The sequence below is a fragment of the Paenibacillus sp. 1SOY10 genome (assembly GCF_056836745.1).
This window is the reverse complement of record NZ_JBXENK010000004.1, coordinates 207,677-232,722: the sequence shown is the minus strand read 5'-3', so window position 1 is coordinate 232,722 and position 25,046 is coordinate 207,677. Positions and strand designations below refer to the sequence as shown.

22 protein-coding genes, 1 tRNA gene and 1 riboswitch are annotated in these 25,046 nt (G+C 46.6%); of the genes, 16 read left to right on the top strand and 7 right to left on the bottom strand.

Annotation, left to right across the window (positions count from 1 at the left end; genetic code table 11):
* Positions 1 to 36: 36 nt before the first annotated feature.
* Together nrdG and AC1VOR_RS13635 are read right to left on the bottom strand one after the other, a co-directional pair.
* Positions 37 to 555: an anaerobic ribonucleoside-triphosphate reductase activating protein gene (gene nrdG, locus AC1VOR_RS13640; RefSeq protein WP_482618505.1), complete on the bottom strand. Its 519-nt coding sequence runs from the start codon at positions 553 to 555 to the stop codon at positions 37 to 39.
* Entirely contained in the window at positions 552 to 2,528 is a 1,977-nt protein-coding gene (locus tag AC1VOR_RS13635; RefSeq protein ID WP_482618504.1) for an anaerobic ribonucleoside triphosphate reductase, read from the bottom strand. The genes nrdG and AC1VOR_RS13635 overlap by 4 nt, the downstream gene beginning before the upstream one ends.
* Positions 2,529 to 3,020: 492 nt before the next feature.
* On the opposite strand from AC1VOR_RS13635, the gene AC1VOR_RS13630 reads away from it, so the two are divergent.
* From AC1VOR_RS13630 to AC1VOR_RS13615, 4 genes are all read left to right on the top strand, one after another.
* Entirely contained in the window at positions 3,021 to 3,320 is a 300-nt protein-coding gene (locus AC1VOR_RS13630; RefSeq protein ID WP_482618503.1) for an MTH1187 family thiamine-binding protein, read from the top strand.
* A 110-nt stretch (positions 3,321 to 3,430) separates the two neighbouring features.
* Positions 3,431 to 3,502, top strand: a tRNA-Thr gene (locus AC1VOR_RS13625).
* Positions 3,503 to 3,767: 265 nt separating this feature from the next.
* The gene (locus AC1VOR_RS13620; protein ID WP_482618502.1) at positions 3,768 to 4,388 is read left to right on the top strand and encodes a hypothetical protein; all 621 of its coding nucleotides are present in this window, start codon (positions 3,768 to 3,770) and stop codon (positions 4,386 to 4,388) included.
* Positions 4,389 to 4,398: 10 nt separating this feature from the next.
* Entirely contained in the window at positions 4,399 to 11,502 is a 7,104-nt protein-coding gene (locus AC1VOR_RS13615) for an RCC1 domain-containing protein (protein WP_482618501.1), read from the top strand.
* A gap of 525 nt (positions 11,503 to 12,027) precedes the next feature.
* On the opposite strand, the gene AC1VOR_RS13610 is transcribed toward AC1VOR_RS13615, so the two are convergent.
* Positions 12,028 to 13,089, bottom strand: a complete 1,062-nt coding sequence (locus tag AC1VOR_RS13610) for a YVTN family beta-propeller repeat protein (protein ID WP_482618500.1) — start codon at positions 13,087 to 13,089, stop codon at positions 12,028 to 12,030.
* A gap of 168 nt (positions 13,090 to 13,257) precedes the next feature.
* Between AC1VOR_RS13610 and AC1VOR_RS13605 the strand changes: the two genes are divergently transcribed.
* The 9 genes from AC1VOR_RS13605 to AC1VOR_RS13565 all read left to right on the top strand — a co-directional run bounded on the left by AC1VOR_RS13605 (position 13,258) and on the right by AC1VOR_RS13565 (position 19,931).
* A complete protein-coding gene (locus AC1VOR_RS13605) occupies positions 13,258 to 14,244 on the top strand; it encodes a sulfurtransferase (RefSeq protein WP_482618499.1) in 987 nt (328 codons plus the stop codon).
* 20 nt (positions 14,245 to 14,264) lie between these two features.
* A complete protein-coding gene (locus AC1VOR_RS13600; RefSeq protein ID WP_482618498.1) occupies positions 14,265 to 14,654 on the top strand; it encodes a rhodanese-like domain-containing protein in 390 nt (129 codons plus the stop codon).
* Positions 14,651 to 14,911, top strand: coding sequence for a sulfurtransferase TusA family protein (locus tag AC1VOR_RS13595; protein ID WP_059049871.1), 261 nt, complete (start codon positions 14,651 to 14,653; stop codon positions 14,909 to 14,911). Before AC1VOR_RS13600 ends, AC1VOR_RS13595 begins: the two co-directional genes overlap by 4 nt.
* A 20-nt stretch (positions 14,912 to 14,931) precedes the next feature.
* A complete protein-coding gene (locus AC1VOR_RS13590) occupies positions 14,932 to 15,480 on the top strand; it encodes a TlpA family protein disulfide reductase (RefSeq protein WP_482618497.1) in 549 nt (182 codons plus the stop codon).
* Positions 15,481 to 15,498: 18 nt separating this feature from the next.
* Positions 15,499 to 16,206, top strand: a complete 708-nt coding sequence (locus AC1VOR_RS13585; protein ID WP_482618496.1) for a cytochrome c biogenesis CcdA family protein — start codon at positions 15,499 to 15,501, stop codon at positions 16,204 to 16,206.
* Between the two features lie 56 nt (positions 16,207 to 16,262).
* A complete protein-coding gene (locus tag AC1VOR_RS13580; protein ID WP_482618495.1) occupies positions 16,263 to 17,384 on the top strand; it encodes a YeeE/YedE family protein in 1,122 nt (373 codons plus the stop codon).
* 6 nt (positions 17,385 to 17,390) lie between these two features.
* On the top strand, positions 17,391 to 18,320 hold the full coding sequence (gene cysK / locus AC1VOR_RS13575; protein WP_482618494.1) for a cysteine synthase A: 930 nt from the start codon (positions 17,391 to 17,393) through the stop codon (positions 18,318 to 18,320).
* Positions 18,321 to 18,493: 173 nt separating this feature from the next.
* A complete protein-coding gene (locus AC1VOR_RS13570) occupies positions 18,494 to 19,363 on the top strand; it encodes a copper amine oxidase N-terminal domain-containing protein (RefSeq protein WP_482618493.1) in 870 nt (289 codons plus the stop codon).
* Between the two features lie 22 nt (positions 19,364 to 19,385).
* Positions 19,386 to 19,931, top strand: a complete 546-nt coding sequence (locus AC1VOR_RS13565) for a GNAT family N-acetyltransferase (protein WP_482618492.1) — start codon at positions 19,386 to 19,388, stop codon at positions 19,929 to 19,931.
* Here AC1VOR_RS13565 and AC1VOR_RS13560 read toward each other — a convergent pair.
* Entirely contained in the window at positions 19,918 to 20,427 is a 510-nt protein-coding gene (locus AC1VOR_RS13560; RefSeq protein ID WP_482618491.1) for a hypothetical protein, read from the bottom strand. The two genes, AC1VOR_RS13565 and AC1VOR_RS13560, sit on opposite strands and share 14 nt — an antisense overlap.
* Positions 20,428 to 20,551: 124 nt before the next feature.
* Between AC1VOR_RS13560 and AC1VOR_RS13555 the strand changes: the two genes are divergently transcribed.
* The 3 genes from AC1VOR_RS13555 to AC1VOR_RS13545 all read left to right on the top strand — a co-directional run bounded on the left by AC1VOR_RS13555 (position 20,552) and on the right by AC1VOR_RS13545 (position 23,047).
* Entirely contained in the window at positions 20,552 to 21,565 is a 1,014-nt protein-coding gene (locus tag AC1VOR_RS13555; protein WP_482618490.1) for an AraC family transcriptional regulator, read from the top strand.
* A 159-nt stretch (positions 21,566 to 21,724) separates the two neighbouring features.
* On the top strand, positions 21,725 to 22,519 hold the full coding sequence (locus AC1VOR_RS13550; protein ID WP_482618489.1) for an SDR family NAD(P)-dependent oxidoreductase: 795 nt from the start codon (positions 21,725 to 21,727) through the stop codon (positions 22,517 to 22,519).
* A gap of 51 nt (positions 22,520 to 22,570) precedes the next feature.
* Positions 22,571 to 23,047, top strand: coding sequence for a nucleoside deaminase (locus AC1VOR_RS13545; protein WP_482618488.1), 477 nt, complete (start codon positions 22,571 to 22,573; stop codon positions 23,045 to 23,047).
* Positions 23,048 to 23,107: 60 nt separating this feature from the next.
* Here the strand turns inward: AC1VOR_RS13545 and AC1VOR_RS13540 are convergent, their stop codons facing one another.
* From AC1VOR_RS13540 to AC1VOR_RS13530, 3 genes are all read right to left on the bottom strand, one after another.
* Positions 23,108 to 23,422 carry a DMT family transporter gene (locus AC1VOR_RS13540; RefSeq protein ID WP_482618487.1) on the bottom strand — a complete coding sequence of 105 codons (315 nt, stop codon included), beginning with the start codon at positions 23,420 to 23,422 and terminating at the stop codon, positions 23,108 to 23,110.
* Positions 23,419 to 23,769, bottom strand: a complete 351-nt coding sequence (locus AC1VOR_RS13535; RefSeq protein ID WP_482618486.1) for a DMT family transporter — start codon at positions 23,767 to 23,769, stop codon at positions 23,419 to 23,421. Before AC1VOR_RS13535 ends, AC1VOR_RS13540 begins: the two co-directional genes overlap by 4 nt.
* A gap of 83 nt (positions 23,770 to 23,852) precedes the next feature.
* Positions 23,853 to 23,952: riboswitch (guanidine-I (ykkC/yxkD leader) on the bottom strand.
* Positions 23,953 to 24,016: 64 nt separating this feature from the next.
* Positions 24,017 to 24,796, bottom strand: coding sequence for a DUF1836 domain-containing protein (locus AC1VOR_RS13530; protein ID WP_482618485.1), 780 nt, complete (start codon positions 24,794 to 24,796; stop codon positions 24,017 to 24,019).
* Positions 24,797 to 25,046: the final 250 nt, after the last annotated feature.

Here is a 25,046-nt window from a genome sequence, read left to right as displayed (position 1 = left end):
AAAGCCTGCATCCGATTGGATGCAGGCTTTTGCAACTTAAAATGAAAGGATAGACTCCCATAAAACAACCTGCCCATGACGCAGACTTTGCTGAATATCAATCAATCGCTGATTGGAGCTGCCACAATAGAGTAGAGAAGGGTCACGTTTCGCTTCCTCAAACCGTCCATCCACCAGTACCTCGCAGCGTCGTAGTAGCTCATATTCATCAGAGTCAGGACGCGCTAGCAATTCCTCATACGTATAACCAGTATAAATCCATATAGAAATGGGTCCGGTTGCCGCGACCAGTCGATCGATAAATCCACTCACCTCGGCAGAGGAGAAGAAAGGATCGCCCCCCAGGATCGATAGACCACTCAGCAAGGGATTGTGCTTGATGTCGTCGATAATTTCTGCTTCTCGCTCCGGTGTAAACGGCTCGCCATAATCAAAATTCCATGTCTTGGGGCTAAAACAACCCTTGCAGTAGTGGCGACAGCCGCTGATGAAGATAGCAGCCCTTAAGCCTTCACCTTCATTAATTGATTCCGGGTAATATCCACAAATGTTCATGCGTCGTGCTTCACGCGGTCCCGAACCTCCGCTTGCTTGGCTGCATTGAACCGTGTCTGGAAATCCCCGGTCAAGTAGCCCGTTACCCGGCGTAGACGGCGAATATGGACGTCATTCTCATGAGCTGCGCAGGATGGACAGTTCGCCCCGATAATGCCTTCGTAGCCGCATGCTGAGCAACGATCGATCGGGTGATTGATGCTAAAATAGCTAACCTGCTGCTCGAGCGCATATTGAATAATCTTGAGGAAGGCAGCCGGATTGCTCCGGGCATTGCCGTTCAGTTCAATATAAGAGATCGCACCGGCGTTGCACAGATCATGGAATTTGGCTTCCAGCTCGATCTTCCGGGCCGCGCTCAGGTTGTAGTATACCGGAATGTGGAACGAGTTCGTGTAATACTCGCGATCTACCACACCGGGAACCGTACCGTATACCGCATGATCGCGTTTGGTAAATTTACCGGACAGCCCTTCAGCGGGCGTAGCAAATAACGTAATGTTTAAATTGTGGCGTTCGCCTTGCTCATCGCAATAACGGCGCATATAAGCGATGATATCATAGGCTTTCTGGTAGACTTCTTCATCTTCCCCATGATGCTTGCCATACATAGCCTTCATGCATTCGGCCAAGCCGATGAACCCGATGGACAGGCTGCCATGCTTGAGCAACTCGCCTACCGTATCTTCAGAACCGAGTTGTTCGCCGCCTTCCCATACGCCTTCCCGCATCATAAAGTCAGAAGCCTTGGCCTTCTGGGAGGCTTGAATCTGGAAGCGATGCAGCAGTCCTTCCAAGGCGATGTCCATATAGTGGGTCAGTTCGCGGTAAAAGCCGCGTTCGTCTGCCGTTTTGCGTTTGCCTAAAGCGATACCATGCTCCAGCCCCAGCTTGACCAGATTCAGGGTGTTAAAGGAGAGGTTCCCCTTGCCGGACAAATGGTTCCGTCCAAATCGGTCCGCCAGCACCCGCGTGCGGCAGCCCATCGTGGCAAATTCCGTGTCCGGGTTGGCCGGATCGTAATACATGAGATTGAGCGGAGCATCCAGATTGGCGAAGTTCGGATACAAACGCTTGGCTGAGCATTCTGCGGCTTTAAGGAACAAGGCGTAGTTGGGCTCACCCGGATTTTGATTAACGCCCTGTTTGCATTTGAAGATTTGAATCGGGAAAATTGGCGTCTCTCCGCTACCCAAGCCACGAATCGTAGCGTCCAGCAGGGAACGAATGACGAGCTGACCTTCTGGTGACGTGCAGGTCCCATAGTTAATGCTGGTAAAAGGAATCTGTCCTCCAGCCCGGCTCGACATCGTGTTCAGGTTATGCACCAGACTTTCCGCCGCTTGCAGCGTTTCAATTTCCGTTTCCTTCAGGGCATATTTAAACGTTCTAGGCAACTGTTCTTGCAGGTCCAAGCGGCTCATCGTAATCTCGCCCAAGTCAGCATCTGCGAGGTTTTCCTCGAAATACTCCAGACCTTTACGGAAATATTTGCTGAAGGATTTGGCGACGTAAGGAGCCAGATCATAATCCAGCTTGTTGGCCGACACACCGCCGTACTGTGAATTTTGCTGGGACTGGAAAATAATTGCGACCAGCGCCATCGCCGTCATTATGGAGGTTGGTGGACGAACACTGCCGTTGCCCGTGTTGAAGCCCTCGCGAAGGAGCTTATCAAACGGAATAAAGATACAGTTTGTCGTGCCTATGGCATATTGGTCGAGATCGTGGACATAGACGATATTGTCCTGAATGGCTTGTACCACGCGGCCTGGCATCACAAAATGGTTAGCATACCACTTGGCATATTCACTGCCGAGCTTGCTCATTTTGCCGGAGAAGCTTTCTCCATTCAAATTGGCATTCTCGCGCAGAACCTCCAGGTTCCGGCTTTGAATGATTTCCTCACCTAGTTCAATGACTTCGTCCAGCATGATGTCCTGGCTCGTATAGGTCTGATTCAATAAAGCCATAGCACGCTTCTCCTCCCTGTTAACTGAGTTTTTAGTTCTTGAGATAGCAGAAATTGCTTCGTTCTGGAAAGACGACTCTTTGAACTACCTCTTATGAAAAGGCATCTCAACGGGTTAAGTTGATATGCCTTTGTGTGCTGCGAGAAATATCCATATATGTGCCGTAAGGCTTGTATGTATACTATATTTTGTTGCGATGTTTTTAGAATAGCCCAAGATGTTGTGTTTGTAAACGAGATTTAAGGATGTGAAAATGCACGAAAAAGTCATGAAAATCGCCAATCCCAATACTGATGCGGTCAGTGGGGAGGAGGCGAAAGTTGTGAATTTTCTTTGACCAGGACCTTGGTTCTAAATGTAGGTCTTAAGAATCTGTTGAGTGTGGGATGGGCATAGTAGCAAGGCTGAAGCGCTATCATCATAGAGCCTGGAATTATGGTGGGAGGATTGCTAAAATGGGTATAGTAAAGAAGCCAAAAGGAGAGGGTACGGATGGCGATTGCTGAAGTAACTGTTATTCCCATCGGGACGGGGAGTACGAGTCTTAGTAGTTATGTAGCCGAGTTGCAGCATGTTTTAGAGAAGCAGGCGGGGATTTCGTATACGTTAACCTCAATGAGCACCATTATTGAAGGGCCACTGGATGAGGTGTTCGCCGCCATTCGGGCCATTCATGAAGCACCATTCCATTCCGGGGCAGGCCGGGTATCCACCTCTGTCAAAATTGACGACCGCCGCGACAAGGCAAGCTCATCAGAGCAGAAGCTGCGTTCGGTGCGGGAGAAGCTGTAGCTCTCCTGGGTAAGCCAGACGCTTGTTGCTGTACCAAGCCATACCCATTAAATTAGGCTTGCAATATTCACAAAACGAGTTATAATAATTCCTGTTCGCAAAAATGACTTGCTGGTGTAGCTCAGGGGTAGAGCAACGCACTCGTAATGCGTAGGCCGGGGGTTCAATTCCCTTCACCAGCATCCTTATTAAGTCAAGTGTAGCGCGGCCTCCGGGGTTTCCGGGGGCCGCGTTTGTTTGTATTAGAAGGGCCAATTCTACTAAGGCCTGAAGTTTCATTTTTTTGTTTTCTGTCACTATTCCCAATTGTTCTAGTTATAGTTCCACCAAACGACAGCATTCGACTTTCTGTGTCTATTATACTAGGGCTAAAGTGAGTTCTATTTTAGTTGTTTCTTAATTAGGGAGGGAGTATAAAAAAACTAATAAATTCTGAGGTGAGTGGGCATGATAAAAAAATTTTTTTTATTACTAGGAACATTTTTAATAGCTATTGTTAATTTCTTGGCCTTTGTTGGAGTGTTTGGTTGGAATAGCACAAAAAAGGCTTCAGTGTTCTATTTATTAATCAGTTTGGTTATTTTAATGTTTTATATTATTTTGCTTTTTATATTGAGAAAGAAAATATCTCGTAATTTTTTAGTTGTAAATTTTGTCCTATATATCATTATTTTTGCGAATGGCCCTCAGATTCAAAATTATGGAATTGAAATTACATATTACTTTCAAACTCCTTCAAACCAAGTACAGAAACAATTAATTAAAGAAGTAGCTGATGTAATAGAGAAAACAAATATTCCTTATAAAATCCATACAGAGAAAAGTAAAAATTTGACAAAGGAAAGGAAGGAGATAGTTGTAGCCCTGATTAGAACAACGACAGGGGACTTGCAAAAAGAAGAAATTAATAAAATCATTCTTAAACCATATAGTAGAGACTTGACCTTGTCTTTTTATAATCGTAAAGAGGAGAGAATAGTTAAATTTCAATTCACTAAACTTGGAGAAATTGAATTCTGTTATCCGTTTGATGAATGCGAAAATATTGGTATAAATTACATGAAATAGAGGAGGCAACATGAAGAGAATTGGTGTAAAGAGGATACTAAGTTTGGTGTTCAGTCTAATTTTTTTACAATCAGCCATTTTTACAAATGTCACCTTTGCTGATAATTATAATATTAATAATTCTGAAAATGTAAAATCAGATCAGATAAGTATTCAGAGTACACATGCATATGCTGAAAAAAATGATATCGAATTTGGAAATAACATAATTATCTACTATTATTTTGATGATGGGCCTCATAGTGCTAGTATTGATGTTTATCGGAATGGGAGTTTTTATAAATCATATAGTAGTAGGTATACTCCAAATTCAAGTGACATCTTCGAATTTAAATCAAACCAGTATAGTGAGGATGGAACATATAGGTTTGTGATAACACCAACAGATATTAATAATGGACATTTATATTCGGCTAGTGTTTCAGTTAATGTATACCAACATAGGATAATATTTATTCCTGGAATTATGGGAACTGAGTTATACTCTGGAAACCAAAAAATTTGGACGCCGCCCGAGACTATTCCAGATGCAGCATTAGCTAATCAATATATAAAGAAGCTTGCTATGGATAAAGATGGGGATAGTGTAGAGAATCTGACTTATGGGGAACCAATGCCAGAATACTACAAAAGCTTTGAAACATATTTTAAAGAGAAAAATTTCAAATTTATTAACTATGGATATGATTGGAGATTAGATATTGTAAAGAATACCAAAGGCTTAAAGGATATTATTGATAAGGAAGTAAGAATTAAACATTCCAGTAGTAAAATTTATGTAGTTGCCCATAGTATGGGGGGATTAATTGCTACACAATATTTAAAAGAGGGAAATGGGAAAACCATAGACAAGTTAGTTACAATGGGAACTCCTTACTTAGGAGCTCCGGTTGCGTTATATTTATTCACAACTGGTTATGTAGCTAAAGATCAAAAATTTGGGGTAGTTAAGGCCCCTATAACGAGTGAAGCATTTAAAGATTCTATGAAAAATATATACTCTGCATATCAACTATTACCATCACAAAATTATTTTAATTACAATAATACAACATATGTTAATAGAAAAACTTATACACAGTTTCCAAATGCTTGGTTTGGTAATACGAAAACGGAAGTTTTAAATTATACCGATACAAAAAAAATTCTAAAGAACACTAGCTGGTCAAATGATAATATGATTGATCAATCGGAAAATTTTCATAATAATTTAAATATACTAAATAGTCTTAATTCAGTAGATTCATACTACATAGTCGGAGATGGGATTGATACATTAGGTAAAATAACGCTACATTATAAACTATATACTATTGAAGATTTGTCACATATTAAAGGTGATGGTACAGTCCCTAGAATTAGTGCCACTCTTGGAGGGAAATTAGATTCTAAAAAAACGTATTATGTCAAATCGGAGCACACGGCTTTAGCGAGTAATCGAAGTGTACAAGCTCAAGTATTAAATATTCTTAATGGTTCACCAAACAATCTTGCCAATGGAATTACCAGAAATCCGGTAAAGGTTGCTTCCGTATCTCTTCAAAGTGAGGGTCCAGTTGAGTTACATATAAATGATAGGGGAGGTAACCATACTGGAGTAAGTGAAAACTATATTGAAGAAAAGATTCCTTATAGTAGTTTTTATATGGATGGTGAAAACAACTTTGCTTCATTAGAATCAGATAACTATACAGTAACTTTAAAGGGAACAGATTATGGTTATTTAGTCTATACCTTGACATGGATGAATGAAAATGAGGAAGAAGACAAAACGATCAGATTTGATGCTATTAATGTAACACCTCAAACAATTTTAACTTCGCAAACCATTAGAGATGGACAAATTGTTCTTAATATTGATGATAATGGTGATGGAGTTATAGACCGTAGCTTGTTACCTTCGGTTGAACTAGATAGAAACGACATCCTAGATGAAACAATACCGACTGTGACTTCAAGGATTGACGGAGTAAAGGGTGTAAATGAGTGGTACGGAAAGAATGTGTATTACAATATCTTGGGAGAGGATAATGAGTCTGGAGTATATAAATCCTTTTATAATTTAAATGACTCTGAGTACAAAGAATATACCGACCCTATACCTTTGCCTGATACTGGTATCTATAATTTCGAATCTTTTGTTAGAGATAAAAATCGAAATGACTCTGAGATACTTACAGAAACTGTGAAAGTGGATACGACAGATCCTACCAATCCTACGATGACTATTGTCCCGTTAAAGTGGACAAATCAATTTGTAAGTATTACTTTATCTGATTCAGAGGATGCAGATAGTGGTTTTCAAAAATATCAATATAAAATAGGCCAAGATGGGGAATGGAAGGACTATACCACTCCTATTATCATTGATACCGAGGGCTTGTACAACGTCTATGCAAGGGCAGTAGACAACGTATTTAATTTTAGTGAAGAGGTTGTAGGGGATGCTAAAGTTGACAAAACTAGGCCTTCAACCCCTGATGGTTTTAAAATTCTATCATATAATTATAATCAAATTAAAATATATTGGGAACCTTCTACTGATAATGTAGGAGTCACTAGTTATGATGTTTATCAAGATTCGGTATTTGTTGGCAGCACTACTGATACCAATTTTACATTTAATAATTTGGTTTCGAATAAATCGTATACTTTTACCATAGTGGCGAGAGACGAGGCTACTAACTCGTCACTGGATGGAATCTTTGTTGTTAAGACGCCTGAGAGCATGTTAAGCATTGGAACTGGTCATACGCTACAGGTAAAAGCCGATGGGAAGGTGTTAGCCTGGGGATTAAACGATGGTGGACAGTTGGGGGATGGGACAACAACCTCAAAGACCACAGCAGTAGAAGTTTCTGGGCTGACAGAGGTTCTCTCTGTTGCGACAGGTGTGAAGCATAGTCTGGCGCTGAAGAACGATGGTACGGTGTGGTCATGGGGCTCTAACAGTTTTGGCCAACTGGGCACAGGGGTGAGTGGCACGAATGCCCCGTTGATCTTGGAGCCCGTACAGGTGAGGAATCTGAGCGGGGTCGTCAGGATTGCAGCGAATGGCTTCAGTAGTTATGCGCTGAAGAGCGATGGTACGGTGTGGTCATGGGGCAGTAGCAGTTATGGGCAACTGGGGGACGGTAGTAAGACCACGCGAAGTAGACCGGTGCGTGTTGTTGGAGTGAGTGGGGTTAGTGAGTTGGCTGCCGGTAATCGATATGTCTATGCAATAAGAGCAGATGGTACTGTGTATGGTTGGGGAGAGAGTGGATACTTCCCGGGCTCAGGAACAGAACCTCTAACTCAAGCAAGGCTAATTCCAGGATTAACGGATATCGCAAGTATTGCAGTATCAAACAATTCATACCCTGAGTATGACCTAGGACTGAAGAAGGATGGGAGTGTGGTCTCTTGGAATTCAACTACCATCACTCCTGTTAGTGGCTTAAGTGAGGTCCGAGGCATAGCGGGAGGGAGTAGTTTTTATGCAGTTAAGGAAGATGGGAGTGTATGGAATTTTTGGACGAGAGGGGTACCGGTTGAAGTAGCAGGTCTGAGTGGAATCGGAGGAATTGCGTCTGGTACAGGCCATGTGGTAGCAGGAAAAGCGGATGGAAGTGTGTATGCATGGGGGAGTAAGAACAACTACGGGCAACTGGGGGATGGAACCACGGTAGCTCATGAAACCCCGGAATTGGTACAAATGAACGTGGCCCCCCAAGTCACTTTGACGTATCCCTTGGGAAGTGAGAGCGTACCAGAGGAGAGCAATGTCAGCAATCCATCAATTCGCTGGACACAAGAGGATGCGGCGTTGACGAACTTCTCGGCATTCCAGGTGCAAGTGCTGGATGCGAGCGGAGCGGTCGTGGTGGATTCGGGTGAGGTGAAGCAACCGGTAACTAGTAACGTCAATGCCTGGACCGTTACAGAGCCACTAGCTGCAGGGGAAGCGTTCCAAGTACAAGTTCGGGTGTATGACGAGCATCTATGGTCAGAGTGGTCGAGTGTAGGCTGGATCAAAGTGAAGGGTAGCACAGAAGTAAAACAGCAAACACTATCAACCAGTAGAGAGCATACGCTACAGGTAAAAGCTGATGGGAAGGTGTTAGCTTGGGGATTAAACGATGGTGGACAGTTGGGGGATGGGACAACAACCTCAAAGACCACAGCAGTAGAAGTTTCTGGGCTGACAGAGGTTCTCTCTGTTGCGACAGGTGTGAAGCATAGTCTGGCGCTGAAGAACGATGGTACGGTGTGGTCATGGGGCTCTAACAGTTTTGGCCAACTGGGCACAGGGGTGAGTGGCACGAATGCCCCGTTGATCTTGGAGCCCGTACAGGTGAGGAATCTGAGCGGGGTCGTCAGGATTGCAGCGAATGGCTTCAGTAGTTATGCGCTGAAGAGCGATGGTACGGTGTGGTCATGGGGCAGTAGCAGTTATGGGCAACTGGGGGACGGTAGTAAGACCACGCGAAGTAGACCGGTGCGTGTTGTTGGAGTGAGTGGGGTTAGTGAGTTGGCTGCCGGTAATCGATATGTCTATGCAATAAGAGCAGATGGTACTGTGTATGGTTGGGGAGAGAGTGGATACTTCCCGGGCTCAGGAACAGAACCTCTAACTCAAGCAAGGCTAATTCCAGGATTAACGGATATCGCAAGTATTGCAGTATCAAACAATTCATACCCTGAGTATGACCTAGGACTGAAGAAGGATGGGAGTGTGGTCTCTTGGAATTCAACTACCATCACTCCTGTTAGTGGCTTAAGTGAGGTCCGAGGCATAGCGGGAGGGAGTAGTTTTTATGCAGTTAAGGAAGATGGGAGTGTATGGAATTTTTGGACGAGAGGGGTACCGGTTGAAGTAGCAGGTCTGAGTGGAATCGGAGGAATTGCGTCTGGTACAGGCCATGTGGTAGCAGGAAAAGCGGATGGAAGTGTGTATGCATGGGGGAGTAAGAACAACTACGGGCAACTGGGGGATGGAACCACGGTAGCTCATGAAACCCCGGAATTGGTACAAATGAACGTGGCCCCCCAAGTCACTTTGACGTATCCCTTGGGAAGTGAGAGCGTACCAGAGGAGAGCAATGTCAGCAATCCATCAATTCGCTGGACACAAGAGGATGCGGCGTTGACGAACTTCTCGGCATTCCAGGTGCAAGTGCTGGATGCGAGCGGAGCGGTCGTGGTGGATTCGGGTGAGGTGAAGCAACCGGTAACTAGTAACGTCAATGCCTGGACCGTTACAGAGCCACTAGCTGCAGGGGAAGCGTTCCAAGTACAAGTTCGGGTGTATGACGAGCATCTATGGTCAGAGTGGTCGAGTGTAGGCTGGATCAAAGTGAAGGGTAGCACAGAAGTAAAACAGCAAACACTATCAACCAGTAGAGAGCATACGCTACAGGTAAAAGCTGATGGGAAGGTGTTAGCTTGGGGATTAAACGATGGTGGACAGTTGGGGGATGGGACAACAACCTCAAAGACCACAGCAGTAGAAGTTTCTGGGCTGACAGAGGTTCTCTCTGTTGCGACAGGTGTGAAGCATAGTCTGGCGCTGAAGAACGATGGTACGGTGTGGTCATGGGGCTCTAACAGTTTTGGCCAACTGGGCACAGGGGTGAGTGGCACGAATGCCCCGTTGATCTTGGAGCCCGTACAGGTGAGGAATCTGAGCGGGGTCGTCAGGATTGCAGCGAATGGCTTCAGTAGTTATGCGCTGAAGAGCGATGGTACGGTGTGGTCATGGGGCAGTAGCAGTTATGGGCAACTGGGGGACGGTAGTAAGACCACGCGAAGTAGACCGGTGCGTGTTGTTGGAGTGAGTGGGGTTAGTGAGTTGGCTGCCGGTAATCGATATGTCTATGCAATAAGAGCAGATGGTACTGTGTATGGTTGGGGAGAGAGTGGATACTTCCCGGGCTCAGGAACAGAACCTCTAACTCAAGCAAGGCTAATTCCAGGATTAACGGATATCGCAAGTATTGCAGTATCAAACAATTCATACCCTGAGTATGACCTAGGACTGAAGAAGGATGGGAGTGTGGTCTCTTGGAATTCAACTACCATCACTCCTGTTAGTGGCTTAAGTGAGGTCCGAGGCATAGCGGGAGGGAGTAGTTTTTATGCAGTTAAGGAAGATGGGAGTGTATGGAATTTTTGGACGAGAGGGGTACCGGTTGAAGTAGCAGGTCTGAGTGGAATCGGAGGAATTGCGTCTGGTACAGGCCATGTGGTAGCAGGAAAAGCGGATGGAAGTGTGTATGCATGGGGGAGTAAGAACAACTACGGGCAACTAGGGGATGGAACCACGGTAGCTCATGAAACCCCGGAATTGGTACAAATGAACGTGGCCCCCCAAGTCACTTTGACGTATCCCTTGGGAAGTGAGAGCGTACCAGAGGAGAGCAATGTCGGCAATCCATCAATTCGCTGGACACAAGAGGATGCGGCGTTGACGAACTTCTCGGCATTCCAGGTGCAAGTGCTGGATGCGAGTGGAGCGGTCGTGGTAGATTCGGGTGAGGTGAAGCAACCGGTAACTAGCAACGTCAATGCCTGGACGGTCACAGAGCCACTAGCTGCAGGGGAAGCATTCCAAGTACAAGTTCGGGTGTATGATGAGCACCTGTGGTCGGAGTGGTCGAGTGCAGGCTGGGTAAAATATCCTGAATTATCTTTGAAAAGCATGCCTATCCGAATGAACGCAGAGATAAATAATAAAGTAGTTAGTATTGGTGAAGAGACAACTGTGACCTTAACTGTTTATGGGCCTGATAACTATGTTGACACTCATTTCTCTGGCTTATACAACATTGAGTTATCTGGTTACCAACTCTCACCTGAAGGTAGTTCTGGGAAGATAGAGAGTGTCGACTTTTCCATGACAGGTACTACTCTTGTAGATATCGAGTTCACGAATGGGGTTGCCACTATTCCAATAATACTTTTCTCAAATGGAAATCAAATTCTTGCTTTTCGTTTGAATGAAACTAATCTAATTGGAATAGTGGAAGTTGATATTTACCTTGATCTAAATCAGCCTGCCGAAGATAGCATTTCTGTTTTAGATGAACCACCAATATTAGTTGATGTTCAAGGGGGCAGTTTATTTCAATGATTTAGGTATCACTGGATATGTTACTGAATTGAAATGGAATAAAGCTTAGATAGATAGTAAAACCATTTCAATAATCGAATCAGAGCCAGTTTAAGAAGAACCTTCAGGTGGGGTGCTTGCTTTAAGAAACGTGAATTTTATGAATAAATATTAAAGTTTAAAAAATGCGTAGGCCGGGGGTTCAATTCCCTTCACCAGTATCCTTATTGAGTCAATTGTAGCGCGGCCTCCGGGGTTTCCGGGGGCCGCGCTTGTTTGTACTACAAAGTGTCTTACATGTATTTCGTTATTATGCTATGATAACAATAGAAATGAGGACGGTGGGCAAACCATCCTCTGTACAAACAACTTGAGTGGGATTACTCCTCCAAGAAAGTTTAAAACGTGAAGAAGTGACCCTCACAGGCCCTAACCTTAGAGTGGGTCACTTCTTTTTTCTTTCATACCACGAGTCTGCTAGGGTTGCAGGCTCTTTTGTTTTGCCTGGAATGAGGTGGCGTATATCACCGATATCTATTCCACCTATCAGCAGCTACCGCCAATGCCGGGCAGCGCCTTGATCTGAATACCATGCGGGCGTACACCGACTTTGAGTTTGTATTCGACCTTGTAGCTTGCCATATCAATCACAGCGATTTCATCGGATTCACTCAATGTCACATATACCCTGTTTTCCAGCCGATTGAAAGCCAGATGCTTGGCTCCCGGTAAGTCTTCTATAGTAGCTATCGTTTGTTCTTCCTTCAGATCTATGATGGCTACGGCATTCCCCTCCACACCACTGATGACGGCTACAGCTTCGTCTTCTGTAATGACAACATCAGTCGCTCCTTCCACCGCGGCTATGACCGAGAGCTGTTCTCCTGTAGCCGTATCATAGATTTCCAGATTACCGTCATTCGCGGTCGGAACATAGAGCTTGCTTCCATCGCCAGAGACTTTGACTGCACGCGGCAAGCTTCCGGTTGAAAGAGTTCGCTCCAGGGAATTTGTCGTTGTATCAACGATATAGACCTTGTCATTTTCATGATCGCTCACATAAATCGTTTTGCCGTAAGAGGTAATATAGTTGGTCTTGGCGCCTTCGCCCATGTCGATGGTTTGCGTGACTTCGGCCTTCTGGGTATCGAGAACGTAAAGATATTGATCGGCTATCGTAGCTACATAGAGCGTTTTGTTATCTGCGGATAAGACAAGCCCGTGAGGCATCGGTCCGACTTCTACTTCAGCCGTTTGCTTCAAGCTCATCGTGTCAATAAAAGAGACCGTACTGCTCAGATGGTTCGTCACATAGGCCTGTCGCATGGTGCTGGAGAAGACCGTATTCATCGGCCCTTCGCCAACCTCAATCTCTCCGACGACAGAAGCATCCGCGATATCTACAATAGTAATTTTATTTTCATTCTCCACAGGAACATAGAACTGTACGGATGTCAGCTTTCCTGCCGACCCGGAGTCGTTCAACCTCTTTTCAGCCTCTTCCTTGGTCTCCAATGCGCAAGACGTAAGTAGGGTGGCGAAGAGCCCCCATAAACCCCAATAAATCAACCATCTTCGTCCAGCCTTTGAAGTCTGTCCAGTCTGCATAAATGTACTCTCCTTATGTATAAATCTCATGGTACACAATGAAAAAAACCATTAAAAAATAAACATTGTTATTCAATAGGAATAATGATAGTATATGTTTCAAATCAAGTTAAATCAAGGTCAAAATACAAATTTTCAAGGCATTAAAGCAAAGGGGAGAGAGGGCATATGAACAAAACAAACACGAACCGTCGCTACGCAAGCTTAGCTCTACTTGTATTTTCATTCATTCTGGTATTAACGGCTTGCAACAGCGGTGGGAATTCCACGGCAAGTAACACCAATTCGAACGCCGTGAATGCTTCGCAAACCAATGACAGCCAGGCTGCGGATTACCCGAACGCCCATCTGTTGGCCGAGGTTGCCTGGCTCGCGGAGCATCTGGATGATTCCGACGTGGTGATCATTGATGCCCGGTCTAAAGGCTACGAGGAAGGCCATATCCCGGGAGCTGTGTCGCTGAGCAGCGGCCAATTGAACGACCCTGACAATGAGATTGCCGGCTTTATTTTGCCGGAGGATAAATATACCGAAGTTGTGCAGAACGCTGGAGTCAATCAGGATTCGACGATTGTCGTCTACGATGATGGCAACGCCCTGAGTGCAACTCGCGTCTTCTATACCCTTGAATATTATGGCTTGCAAGACAAGGTTAAGGTGCTGAACGGTGGCTATGCCGCATGGTTGACGGAAGGACAGGATATCGACATCGATCCGGCTACACCAGCGAAGGGTAATTTTGTAGCCAAAGCCAATGAGAAGCTCGTGTCGACAAAAGCGGAGGTAGAGCAGGCGATCGGTACAGGCGATGTAGTCTTTCTCGATACGCGCTCTTCCGAGGAATATGAAGGCACAGATTTGAGAGATAATCAGCGGGGAGGGCATATTCCCGGAGCGGTGCATAAGGAATGGACCACGGCGGTAGCTGAGAATGAAGAAGGCTTAGCAAAATTTTTAACCCATGAGCAATTGAAGCAGCAATTTGAGGCGATTGGTGTCGTTGAAGATAAGACGGTTATTCCCTACTGCCAGACGAATGTGCGGGGTTCCCACTCCTATTTCTCCCTGCGCCTGCTTGGTTATTCGGACATCAGACCCTATGAGGGTTCCTGGGCAGAGTGGGGCAACTCGGCAGATACGGACATTGAAATATAAGAGAGGAGTTGGCAGCAGTAATGCCTGAAACCATTGAGGGAGTCTCCCATGTGAGTGCCACAGAGCTTTCAGAAATATTAAATGATCCTGAGCAGCGCAATATTTATGTCATCGATGTGCGTGAGCCTGAAGAATATCAGGAAGCGCATATTCCGGGTATACCGCTCCTTCCTATGGGGGAAATTCCGGAACTTATTGACCAATTCGACAAACAAGCGGAATATGTCTTGGTTTGCCGCAGTGGAAGAAGGAGCCTTGAGGTCTCTAAATACTTTCAATCGGAAGGTATTCAGAAGGTGCACAACTATGCGGGGGGCATGCTGGCTTGGGAGGCAGACGTTGTTGACGGGCCGGAGCATGTGATCACTACATTTTCTATGAAGAATCTGGAGAGGAAGTTGGTAAAATGAGTTATACCCAAGAAGACTTGAGCAAATTGAAAAAAGATCATGTCATCGACGCGATTGGGGAGGTATGCCCCCATACCCTGGACCTGGCATTGAAGGGATTGAAGAAAGCCGAGTCCGGCGAAATTGTTGTTGAGGTGACTGACCATACGATCGCGACGAAGACGATTCCGGCTGCGGTAAAGATGAACAAGTTAGCCGAATTTCTCGGCATCATAGAAGAGGATGGCAATTATCATATCTATCTGAAGAAGAACTGAGATTCAGTGAGGATAAGCAAATGAAAAGAAACTTAAAAAGCATTGTGGCCGGCTTGGCGCTTGTCATGGTGATTATTTCAGGCTGTTCCGACAGATCCTTGACTCCTGCTGTGGATGTGGTCAAAGAACAGACGGAAACCTTACCAGCCTTTGAATTGGCGGCTATTCGCAGTGATGATGAATTGCTGAACACCTCTGACCTCGATGGCCCTATTCTGTACAGTTTCTGGGCTTCGTGGTGCCAATACTGCCAGAAGGAAATTCCGTATATCGACAGTCTGTATTCGGAATACAGCGATGAAATTGCTTTTATTTCCGTCAATGTCACACCGGATGATTCTGTAGAGGGAGCCAGAAGCTTTGTTGAGGAGCATGATTTGCTGATGCCGACTTACTTTGATCTTGATGGAATGGCCAGCAGTTCATTGGGCGTACTCGCCGTGCCTACGGTCGTTCTGGTGGATCGGGAGGGCCGTATTGTTGAGAAGCTGATCGGACCGAGTGCGATGCAATCCGGAGAGGAGTTCGTCGGTAAGCTGGAGGCATTAATTCAGTTAGGCAAGAACTAAGGAAAGGGGAGAGAGCGAGTGATCGTTCAACTGGCTTTAGCAGGTACCGCCGGGCTACTCTCCTTTTTTTCGCCTTGTATGCTTCCCCTCGTTCCTGTTTATCTCTCCAGAATTACCGGCTTGGAGGTTGGCACGCTTCAGGGGGGACAACACAGTGGCCAGAGAATTAAAGTAGTTGTCCACACTTTGCTGTTTGTATGCGGTATTTCGGTCATTTATCTAGCTCTAGGGTACTCGGCCAGCTTCATAGGACGCCTGTTCATGGAGTACCAGAAGGAACTGCGGATAGGCAGCGGACTACTGATGCTGGTTATGGGACTCATCTTGCTCGGGCTGATTTCTCCCTCGTGGCTTTTGCGTGAGCGCAGACTGAATCTAAGCGGAAGGACCGGAAGCTATGTCGGTTCTTTTATGCTGGGTATTGGCTTTGCTGCAGGCTGGACGCCGTGCATCGGTCCGATGCTGAGCTCTATTGTGGGTCTGTCCGCCTCGGAGCCGGAAAGGGGAATGTTGCTGATGCTGGTGTACATCTCCGGCTTTACAATTCCTTTTCTGGGCTTCGCTTTGTTCTATTCCTTCTTTAAAAAGTGGACAAAATTTACCGGGATATTGTCCAGAGTAGGCGGCGGAATATTTATTGTGTTCGGTGTGTTGCTGCTCTTAGACAAGCTGTCTGTGCTATCCATCTGGCTCAATGAGTGGTTTAACTTTCAGCCTGTAATCTGAACTGAAATTTAGCTTGTCCCGGTAAATCAAACTTCTACACGAAACGGATGATCATAATGACCTTTACCATCGATACGTTTATCATAGCTGGAGTCTTTGGCTTTCTGTATGGCTTTCTGTTGCAAAAGGCTGACTTTTGCTTCACGGCTTCCATTCGCGATTGGATTACGGTACGGGACACCCGGATTTTGCATGGCGTACTCGTGCTGATCGCTGTCTCCCTGGTAGGCTGGGCGATTGTGCTCAGCCTGGGAATTCGCGGAGTCGCCGATATATGGACGGTACCGATTGGGGGAACCAACCTGATTGGCGGACTACTGTTCGGGATTGGCATGACCATGGCCGGGGGATGTGGTTCAGGGACCTTGTACCGCTGTGGAATGGGGTATGTTCAGTTCTGGATTGTACTCCTGTTCGCCATGATCGGCAATTTAATCTTTGCCTTTATCTACGACCCGTGGGCCAGAGACTATTTCATCCAGCCTTTGACAATTTCGGAGTCCGGCTATACCTTCTTCTCTTTGCCGTTTCCACCGGTGGTGATTCCCTTGCTGCTCGTAGGCGGCATGATCCTGATCGCTTTCAGGAAATATGGAGTTAAAGCCTTCTTCCAAGGGTTCAGGGATACCTTCACGGATTGGAAGAAGAATCCGCTAAGACAGTCCCATTGGGATATTCGCCTGGTGGCGGTGCTTATCGGACTCCTAGCAACCATTCAATTCGCCGTATTGTCCAACTTCGGAATTACCGGTCCGCAGACCCGTGTTGCAGCCACGGCATTATCGCTGGTTGCAGGTGAGGATATCGTGCTTAACAACACCTACTTAAACGGTTTGTTTGCCAATTTCCCCAGAATCGGCATCGGGCCGGAGGAGATCCTGATCATATTCCTTGTTGTTGGTGCATTTACAGCCGCGTTGCTTAGCCGCTCTTTCAAATTACGTATACCGAGGCTTTCCCGAATACCACATGCCGTTATTGGCGGCCTGTTAATGGGTGTGGCTTCCCGTATCGCACCGGGGTGCAATATCGCCAACGTGATTACAGGGATTGGCGGCTTATCGGTCAGCAGCCTGCTTGTCATCGTCGGCATGATGCTTGGTATATTCGTTGTGATTGCGTATGTTTACAAGATGCCGATGATGCTGTTTTATCGGGATACAGACCTGGAGGGATGACAGAAGATGGGGAGAAAAGTGGTTGCATCTATTTATGAACTGATAGGGGATACCCCGGCCGTACGGCTGAATCGTCTGGTTGGCGAGCAGGATGCGGAGGTCTATGTCAAGCTGGAATACTTCAATCCTAGCGGGAGCGTCAAGGATCGGGCCGCCTTCAACCTCATTGCGGAAGCCGAACGGCAGGGGAAGCTGAAGCCTGGTTCCGTTATAATTGAACCGACCAGCGGCAATACCGGCATCGGGCTTGCTATGAATGCAGCCGCGAAGGGCTACCCCGCGATTCTGGTCATGCCTGATAATATGACCAAAGAGCGAATCAATTTGTTGAAGGCCTATGGCGCCCAAGTTGTGCTCACTCCGGCCGCCGAGCGTATGCCTGGAGCAATCCGCAAAGCTCTGGAATTGCATGAATCCATTCCAGAGAGCTTCATCCCGCAGCAGTTTGAAAATGAAGCCAATCCGCAAATCCACCGCCTGACCACAGCTCCGGAAATTTTGGAGCAGTTGAACGGGAAACTGGATGCATTCGTGGCTACCGCAGGGACCGGAGGGACGATTACCGGGACGGGAGAGGCTCTGCGCGAGCAGCTTCCTGATATTCGCATTCTGGTAGTGGAGCCGCAGGGCTCCCCGGTGTTGTCCGGGGGCGTGCCGGGTCCTCATAAGCTGGTAGGGACCAGTCCTGGCTTTATTCCTGGCATTTTAAATACGGATATTTATGACGAGATTATTCAGGTCGCTGATGACAACGCGCTACAGACAACCCGAGACTTGGCCCGATATGAGGGCATCCTCGTGGGCCCATCTTCGGGCGCGTCAGTATGGGCGGCGCTCCAGGAAGCAAGGCGGCTTGGCCCCGGCAAGCGGGTGCTGTGCATGGCTCCGGACACCGGCGAACGTTACTTAAGTATGCCAGGATTGTTCGGGGAATAGAGGACATGGATAGAGAATCACCACCACGAGTCTACGATTATAGTAGGCTCTTTTTCTTTTGCCCAAAAGGTTATAAACATCACCTATGAATATATTACCTGTACTGCTATAGTTATAGAAATTGGATTTTTGGGGAAGGAAATCATATGCTTAGGGTATAGGAGTGATAGATCATGAAGAATCATAAAATGCTTTTGGCTTTATGTAGCGTCATCGTGTTACTAGGCTTAATAGCTCCCGTGGTGTCGGCCAATAAGGTTACGGTGAATGTGCAAGTAGATGATAAGAGTCTGAAGTTCCCTGATGCGCAGCCTTACTATGAAAATAACCGAGTATTAGTGCCCATTCGCTTCGTCAGCGAGGCATTGGGGGCCAAAGTGGAGTATAAGAAGGAGTCCGTAGGCAATCAGACAGAGCGAATGGTCTACGTCAAGCTGGATGGAAAGACAGTTCGAATGCCAATTGACTCAGATAACGCATCTGTGGACGGGGCCATCGTGAAATTAGATGTGCCTGCCAGAGATCAGGATTCCCGTGTATTTGTACCGCTGCGCTTTGTCAGTGAAGCACTTGGGGCCGAGGTAGAGTGGAATCAGTCCAAGCTGCTGGTCAGTATTTATACAGAGGCGGAAACGGGAGCGCCCGATCCGATTGCCGGTCATGATAATATGTACAATACCGATTTTAAATGGAAAGATGGACAAAACAATTTGGCTGAGCAGCTCTTCGTCAACAATATGAAAACGGAAAATGGAAAGTTGACCTTCAAAATGCCAAATGGCGCAATGGGATATGCGGGCAATACAGAATTTGTAACAGGTAAAAGCTACTCCTTTGATTTGGGTAAAGGGATGATTACATTTGCCAAAGTTTATCCGGAACAAGGAGAACAAGAGGTGTATACGATATCGTTGGATAGTAGCGCAAACGAAGATCTGAAGGCACTATTTAACGGGGTGAAGGATGCCATTGTCATTGGTGATAAGGGAGCTGCGGCTCCTCTAACAGAGGTGCTCAAGTTGGCACAGCAATTAAAGAAATAAGGTCAGGAAGTGGAGACCACACATGGAGTCAAATTATCATATTAGCATCCCCGTCATTCATGGGGAATTTCAGGTCTATAGAGCCGTGCCGGAAGAGACGAAAGAAGTCATGGCTCTCCTGACGGAAGTGGCCGAATGGCTGCAAAGCCGCGGATCAACACAATGGGAGGGCATACTGGAGGGAGTGGACTCCCACGGTACAGTAGATGCCATACGTCGAGGTGACGTATTTGTATTTAAACATGAAGCTGAAATTGCCGGTATGGTTATGCTTTTCCGTCAGCCAAGCCCATGGGATATGCAATTGTGGGGAGAGAAGGCCTCACCGCAGGATCAGGCTGTTTACTTGCACCGGTTAGCGGTGCGAAGATCGTATGCTGGTCAGGGATTAGGCCAGGGCATCCTGGACTGGTGCAGTACAGGCGTGCAGTTTCCAGGCAAAAGGACGGTGCGTCTGGATTGTGTAGCGAGTGTGGACACGCTGAATTCTTTTTATGCGAACAGTGGGTATACCTGCGTAGGCCATCCAGAGGGCTATACGATATATGAGAAGCCTATAGCTGAATGATATTCTGCTGATCAGAGGAAGAGAAAGGCTTGACCAAGCTGTTTAGCTTTACAGTGCCCGTGAGATGTTTGGATACCCCATCTACGGTATACTTGATTTCAATATAGACGGTATCTTGACTGCCGACTTTGACATCCTCCATCAGATAGCGGGTATCGTAGTGTCTTTTGCCTTCATAAGTATCTGGCAGTGTAAATGGATCGTCGGCTTGATTTACTGACAAAATCATCTGATCTTCAATCGATATGCTGTAGACTATACCTGCGAATTGCCTATCTGCCCCGGTGGCCTCCAGATTATGTCCTGTGAAGTATACGGAATTGGAATTCCGATTAACGACAAATACAAGGCCTTGCAGGCGAAAATCGTCAGTTTCTACAGTGAAGTTATACACCTGCGGAGCTTGCCGAAGTTGAAATTGCTGAACAGATAACACAATGACTACTACAAATAAGATAAGGCTGATCGTGGCTAAAGCGTAACGTTTTACCAACATAATCCCTCTCTTTGATTTGTTATGAGTTTGTACTATAGCATACAATCCCTTTTGTTACTGTAATGAAATTCTCAATCTGTAGGTACCAAAGAAACACAATTATTCAAGGAGGTCCGTTTCAGCTATGGAGTTCTGTCCTTCCGGTCGCATCAAGATACCTCCCGGGTTTTGGGCCGGGTTAGAATTGTTGGGAATAACGGCTTCTGATGTAGCCCGTAGCGCGGGTCTGCCTGTTAGCCTTACTAATGCTTCTGAAGTTACGACCGCTGAATACTTTGCGATTTGGCAAGCCTATGCTGAACTTGCCGGGGATACGGCTGCGGGGATCATCAAGCTGGCTACGGTATTTGAGACGGCAAAGTATCCACCTACCGTGCTGGCTACCTATCATGCCCGAACTTATCGTGATGCACTGAATCGCATGGTTCGATACAAGCGACTCTGTCCGCCTGAAAGCTTGCGTATATCGGAGGAGGGCGATCAATGCCAAATGGAGTTGGAGTGGTTGAATACTGAGTCGCCCGGTCCACCCCTGCTGATTGGCATTACACTTGCGATTCTCCTGGAGCTTGGGCGCAGAGGGACAGGTCAGCCCTTGCAGGCGCGTTATGTTGAATTTCAATCCCCTATGGGCGAGGTACAGGAATTGGAAGCTTATTTTGACTGCCCGGTCCGTATTGGAACGGAATTCAACCGCTTGACGCTGCATCGATCAGATTTGGATCGCCCGTTTAGTTCATATAATGAAGAATTGCTGGAGATTCTAACCCCTGCACTGGAAGAAACGCTGGAGGAAGAGGGCCGTAGCCATTCGATGAGGGAGAGGGTCAAGTGGATGATCAAGCGGAATCTCTCCGCAGGACGCCCAGAGATTGGCCTCGTCTCCAGGGAGCTGGGCTTAAGTAATCGGACCTTGCAGCGTCGGCTCACCGAGGAAGATACGAGCTTCCAGCGTCTGTTGACGCAAGCCAGACAAGAGCAGGCCCGCGAGTATTTGACCGACCCTTCCCTGGATATGAAAGAGGTGGCTTTCCTGATTGGCTATGAAGATCAGAATTCATTCTATCGTGCTTTCCGGCTGTGGGAGGGGGATACGCCGTCTCATTGGCGTGCCAAGCAAATTGGGACCCAGGCATAATCCGGAAGGGAATAGGCCTCTTGCATTTTAATTTTTTGGCACCTTCCGCAAGTTATTTGGCGTCAGAGACTAGTTACGCTTGGCCCTGGATTGAGTAATATAAATCCTATCCGAAAGCTACAGTGCTTTTGAAATTGATGGATAGGGGAGACATGCATCGTGGATATGGGTTTAAAACATACAACGGCTTTAGTCACGGGATCAACGAAAGGCATTGGCAGGGCTATTGCCATGGAGTTGGCTAGCGAAGGGGTGAACGTTCTTGTCAATGGGAGGAGCGCCGAGGAGGTAGCGCGGACGGTTCAAGAAATTCAGGCCGAATATCCGGAGACCAGTCCTCAAGGGGCTACGGCGGATCTGGTGGATCACCAGCAGAGAGAGGCCTTGTATCAGAAATATCCCAACATTGATATTCTGATCAATAACATGGGTATATATGAAATGATGCAATATGAGGATACCGATGATGAAGTGTGGGAGAGTTATTTCCGCACCAATGTTCTGGCGGCCAACGGATTAACTCGATTTTATCTGCCCCGAATGCTGGATAATAAGACGGGACGTATTATTTTCATAGCTAGTGAAGAGGCAGTGATGCCATCGGGGAAAATGCCCCAATATGCGGTCACCAAATCCGCGTTGTTGTCCTTAGCCAAGAGCTTGTCCAAATTAACAGCGGGGACCGATGTAACGGTGAATACGATTATGCCGGGACCCACGTTATCGGAAAATGTGCAGCACATTATTGAAGGTATTTACGGCGATGAGGCTATTAGCTTCGAGGAGAAAGAACAGCGGTTTATGGCGGCCCATCTCCCTCAGTCTGAGCTGCAACGGTTCATACGTCCTTTTGAAATTGGCAGGTTAGCTGCTTTTCTGTGCAGTCCACATGCTTCTGCATTCCGGGGGGCCCCGATACGCATGGACGGAGGTATGGTGCCGACAATTTATTAAACATGCATATATAATGGTGGAGATGAATGTACAAAGGAGGATGCTCTCATCTTGATTACTGATATCGACATCAAGCACTTGAGGCGGTGTGTGGAGCTTGCACGTATGGCTCTTGAAGTCGGAGACGAGCCCTTTGGCTCTGTGTTGGTTTCAAAGCGTGGAGAGGTTCTGTTCGAGGACCATAATCATGTATCCGGCGGGGATCATACTCAGCACCCTGAATTTGCTATCGCCCGCTGGGCAGCGAATCATATGTCGCCAGAGGAACGGGCTCAGGCCATCGTGTACACCTCCGGGGAACACTGTCCAATGTGTGCTGCAGCCCATGGCTGGGTGGGGTTGGGGCGGATCGTGTATGCCAGTTCCTCGGCTCAATTGGTACAGTGGTTGCAGGAACTGAACGTCACGCCATCCCGCGTGCGTCCCTTGGCTATTTCGGAGGTCATCCGCGATATTGTAGTTGAAGGGCCTGTTCCTGAATTGGCCGAGCAGGTTCGTGAGCTTCACCGCCAATTGCATGGAGCATAAAGCTTCAATTAATGAAGGAAATATAAAGGAGCAGCCCCATTGGCTGCTCCTTTATATTGATTAATCAATTAATTTGAGGCCGATAACCGAGGCAAGTATGAGTGCAATAAAGAACAAACGCAGCAGGTTTTTGGATTCTCCATAAAGAATCATCCCGAGCAAGGCACCGCCCACCGTTCCAATACCGGTCCATATGGCGTAAGCCGTTCCCATAGAGATGTCTTTCATTGCGAAGGCCAGAAGCACAAAGCTCAATGCAAATCCACCGGCCAAGGTCAGAAAAGAGCGCACCGACGGCTTGCGATTGACCAGTGTAATACCCATCACCCCAACAACCTCAAAACATCCGGCAAATATCAAAGCCACCCAGCTCATGATACTTCACCCCGCTTCTGTTCCGGTTCCCCTTCCGTCGTTACCAGCTTGAGCCCGATAATGCCTACGAGTAACGAGACAATCAGCCAGACCTTGCCCCAGCTAAACGGTACATCGAACAAGACCATCTCTGTGATGACGGTTCCTGCTGTACCTAACCCGACGAAGATGGCGTATACGGTGCTGGTAGGCAACTTTTTCCCTGCATAAAGCAGTCCGGCGAAGCTGATGATGATGGCTACTGCCGTAAGCGCCCACTCCAGTCCATTATCCGCGTGCTTTAAACCTGCGACCCACATGACTTCAAAGGTGGCGGCAATAATGACCAGTAACCAATGCTTGTTCACGCGTCTATCACTCCTTTGCTCATGCAGTATTCCCCAGGAGACACACAAGTAAAGCCCGGAAAGAACACCTGAATAACAGATGCTCCTCCCGGGCTTTTATCCCTCCGTGTACACGGCTATGCGTGCGTTTTCTCTCGGACCTGACCGATGACGCATCATCGCGGAACCCTAGAAAACCTGTGGTATGAAATTGTACTGCATTTTGATTTCAGTAAAGTATACAACAGATGAGCCGGATAGGGAACCCCTATCTTAAATTATGCAAGAACAGGGAGGCATTCAGGAACCGCTTGGCCAAAGTTTGAAAATAAGTCGTCTGCACGGACAACATAGCGATAACGAGAGTATTGCTAACTGCCTCTTGCTGCTCCGAATTTAATCCGGGCAGACTGGATGCAAACTCATCTGCCTTTTTCTTGATCATGGTTTCCATGAGGTGGTCCTGCTTCTTGTCCTTGCTCAAATGACTGGACTGCAGGTCGAGCACCTGGTCATTATTCTGATCGAGCTCTTCGAAGATACGGGAGTAGCCGGCATATAGATCAATAGGACTAATCAGATCCTTGGCTTGATCGTTAAAGTCATGGAAGATCAAAAGCAGCAGCTTCCGAATGGATTCCAGGTCTAGGGCAGCCCGTAAATCTTCAATAATAAACAGAATGGCAGCTTGTTCAATGGAGTATTTCTTGCCTAGCTTCGGTGCACCGATAATTTCCTTCAAGTCACGCTTCACCCAATTTTGCACCGCCGTTAAGGCAAAATGATTGTATTCAATCTGAGATCCCAAGGAAACAATATCATTAAGCGATAACCCGAGATCAGAAGGATTCATATTCATGAGCTTCTCAAAGATCGGAGGCAGGGCGGTGGAGATAAAGGCTCCTAAGGATTGGCCGCCTTCAATAAGTTCCCTGTGGGACTTGGCCCAGGCTTCCTGCAGGATGTTTTTGGGAGCTTTTTCACTCTGCCCGTTCAAACTTAGCAGGAGTTGCGACATTTCCCAGCGAGTAAGATGGAATGTTTCCATATTTAGATTCCTCCAAATAAGTTCTTATGAACCTATCCTACGACGGTGAAGAAAAAAAGTCAAAGAAGAAGCTAAATTAGGGTGAACGGGGAAAAATACCGTCAAGAAGTTCATTTTTGGTGTAATTTGCCCGAAATCAGAACATAAAGGGGATTGATAAGGTCATTTAAACTCTGTTATTATAAGTTCATAAGAACTTATACATATTGGGTTCTAGAGAATTTAAATTATAAACCTATTGAGGAGTGTT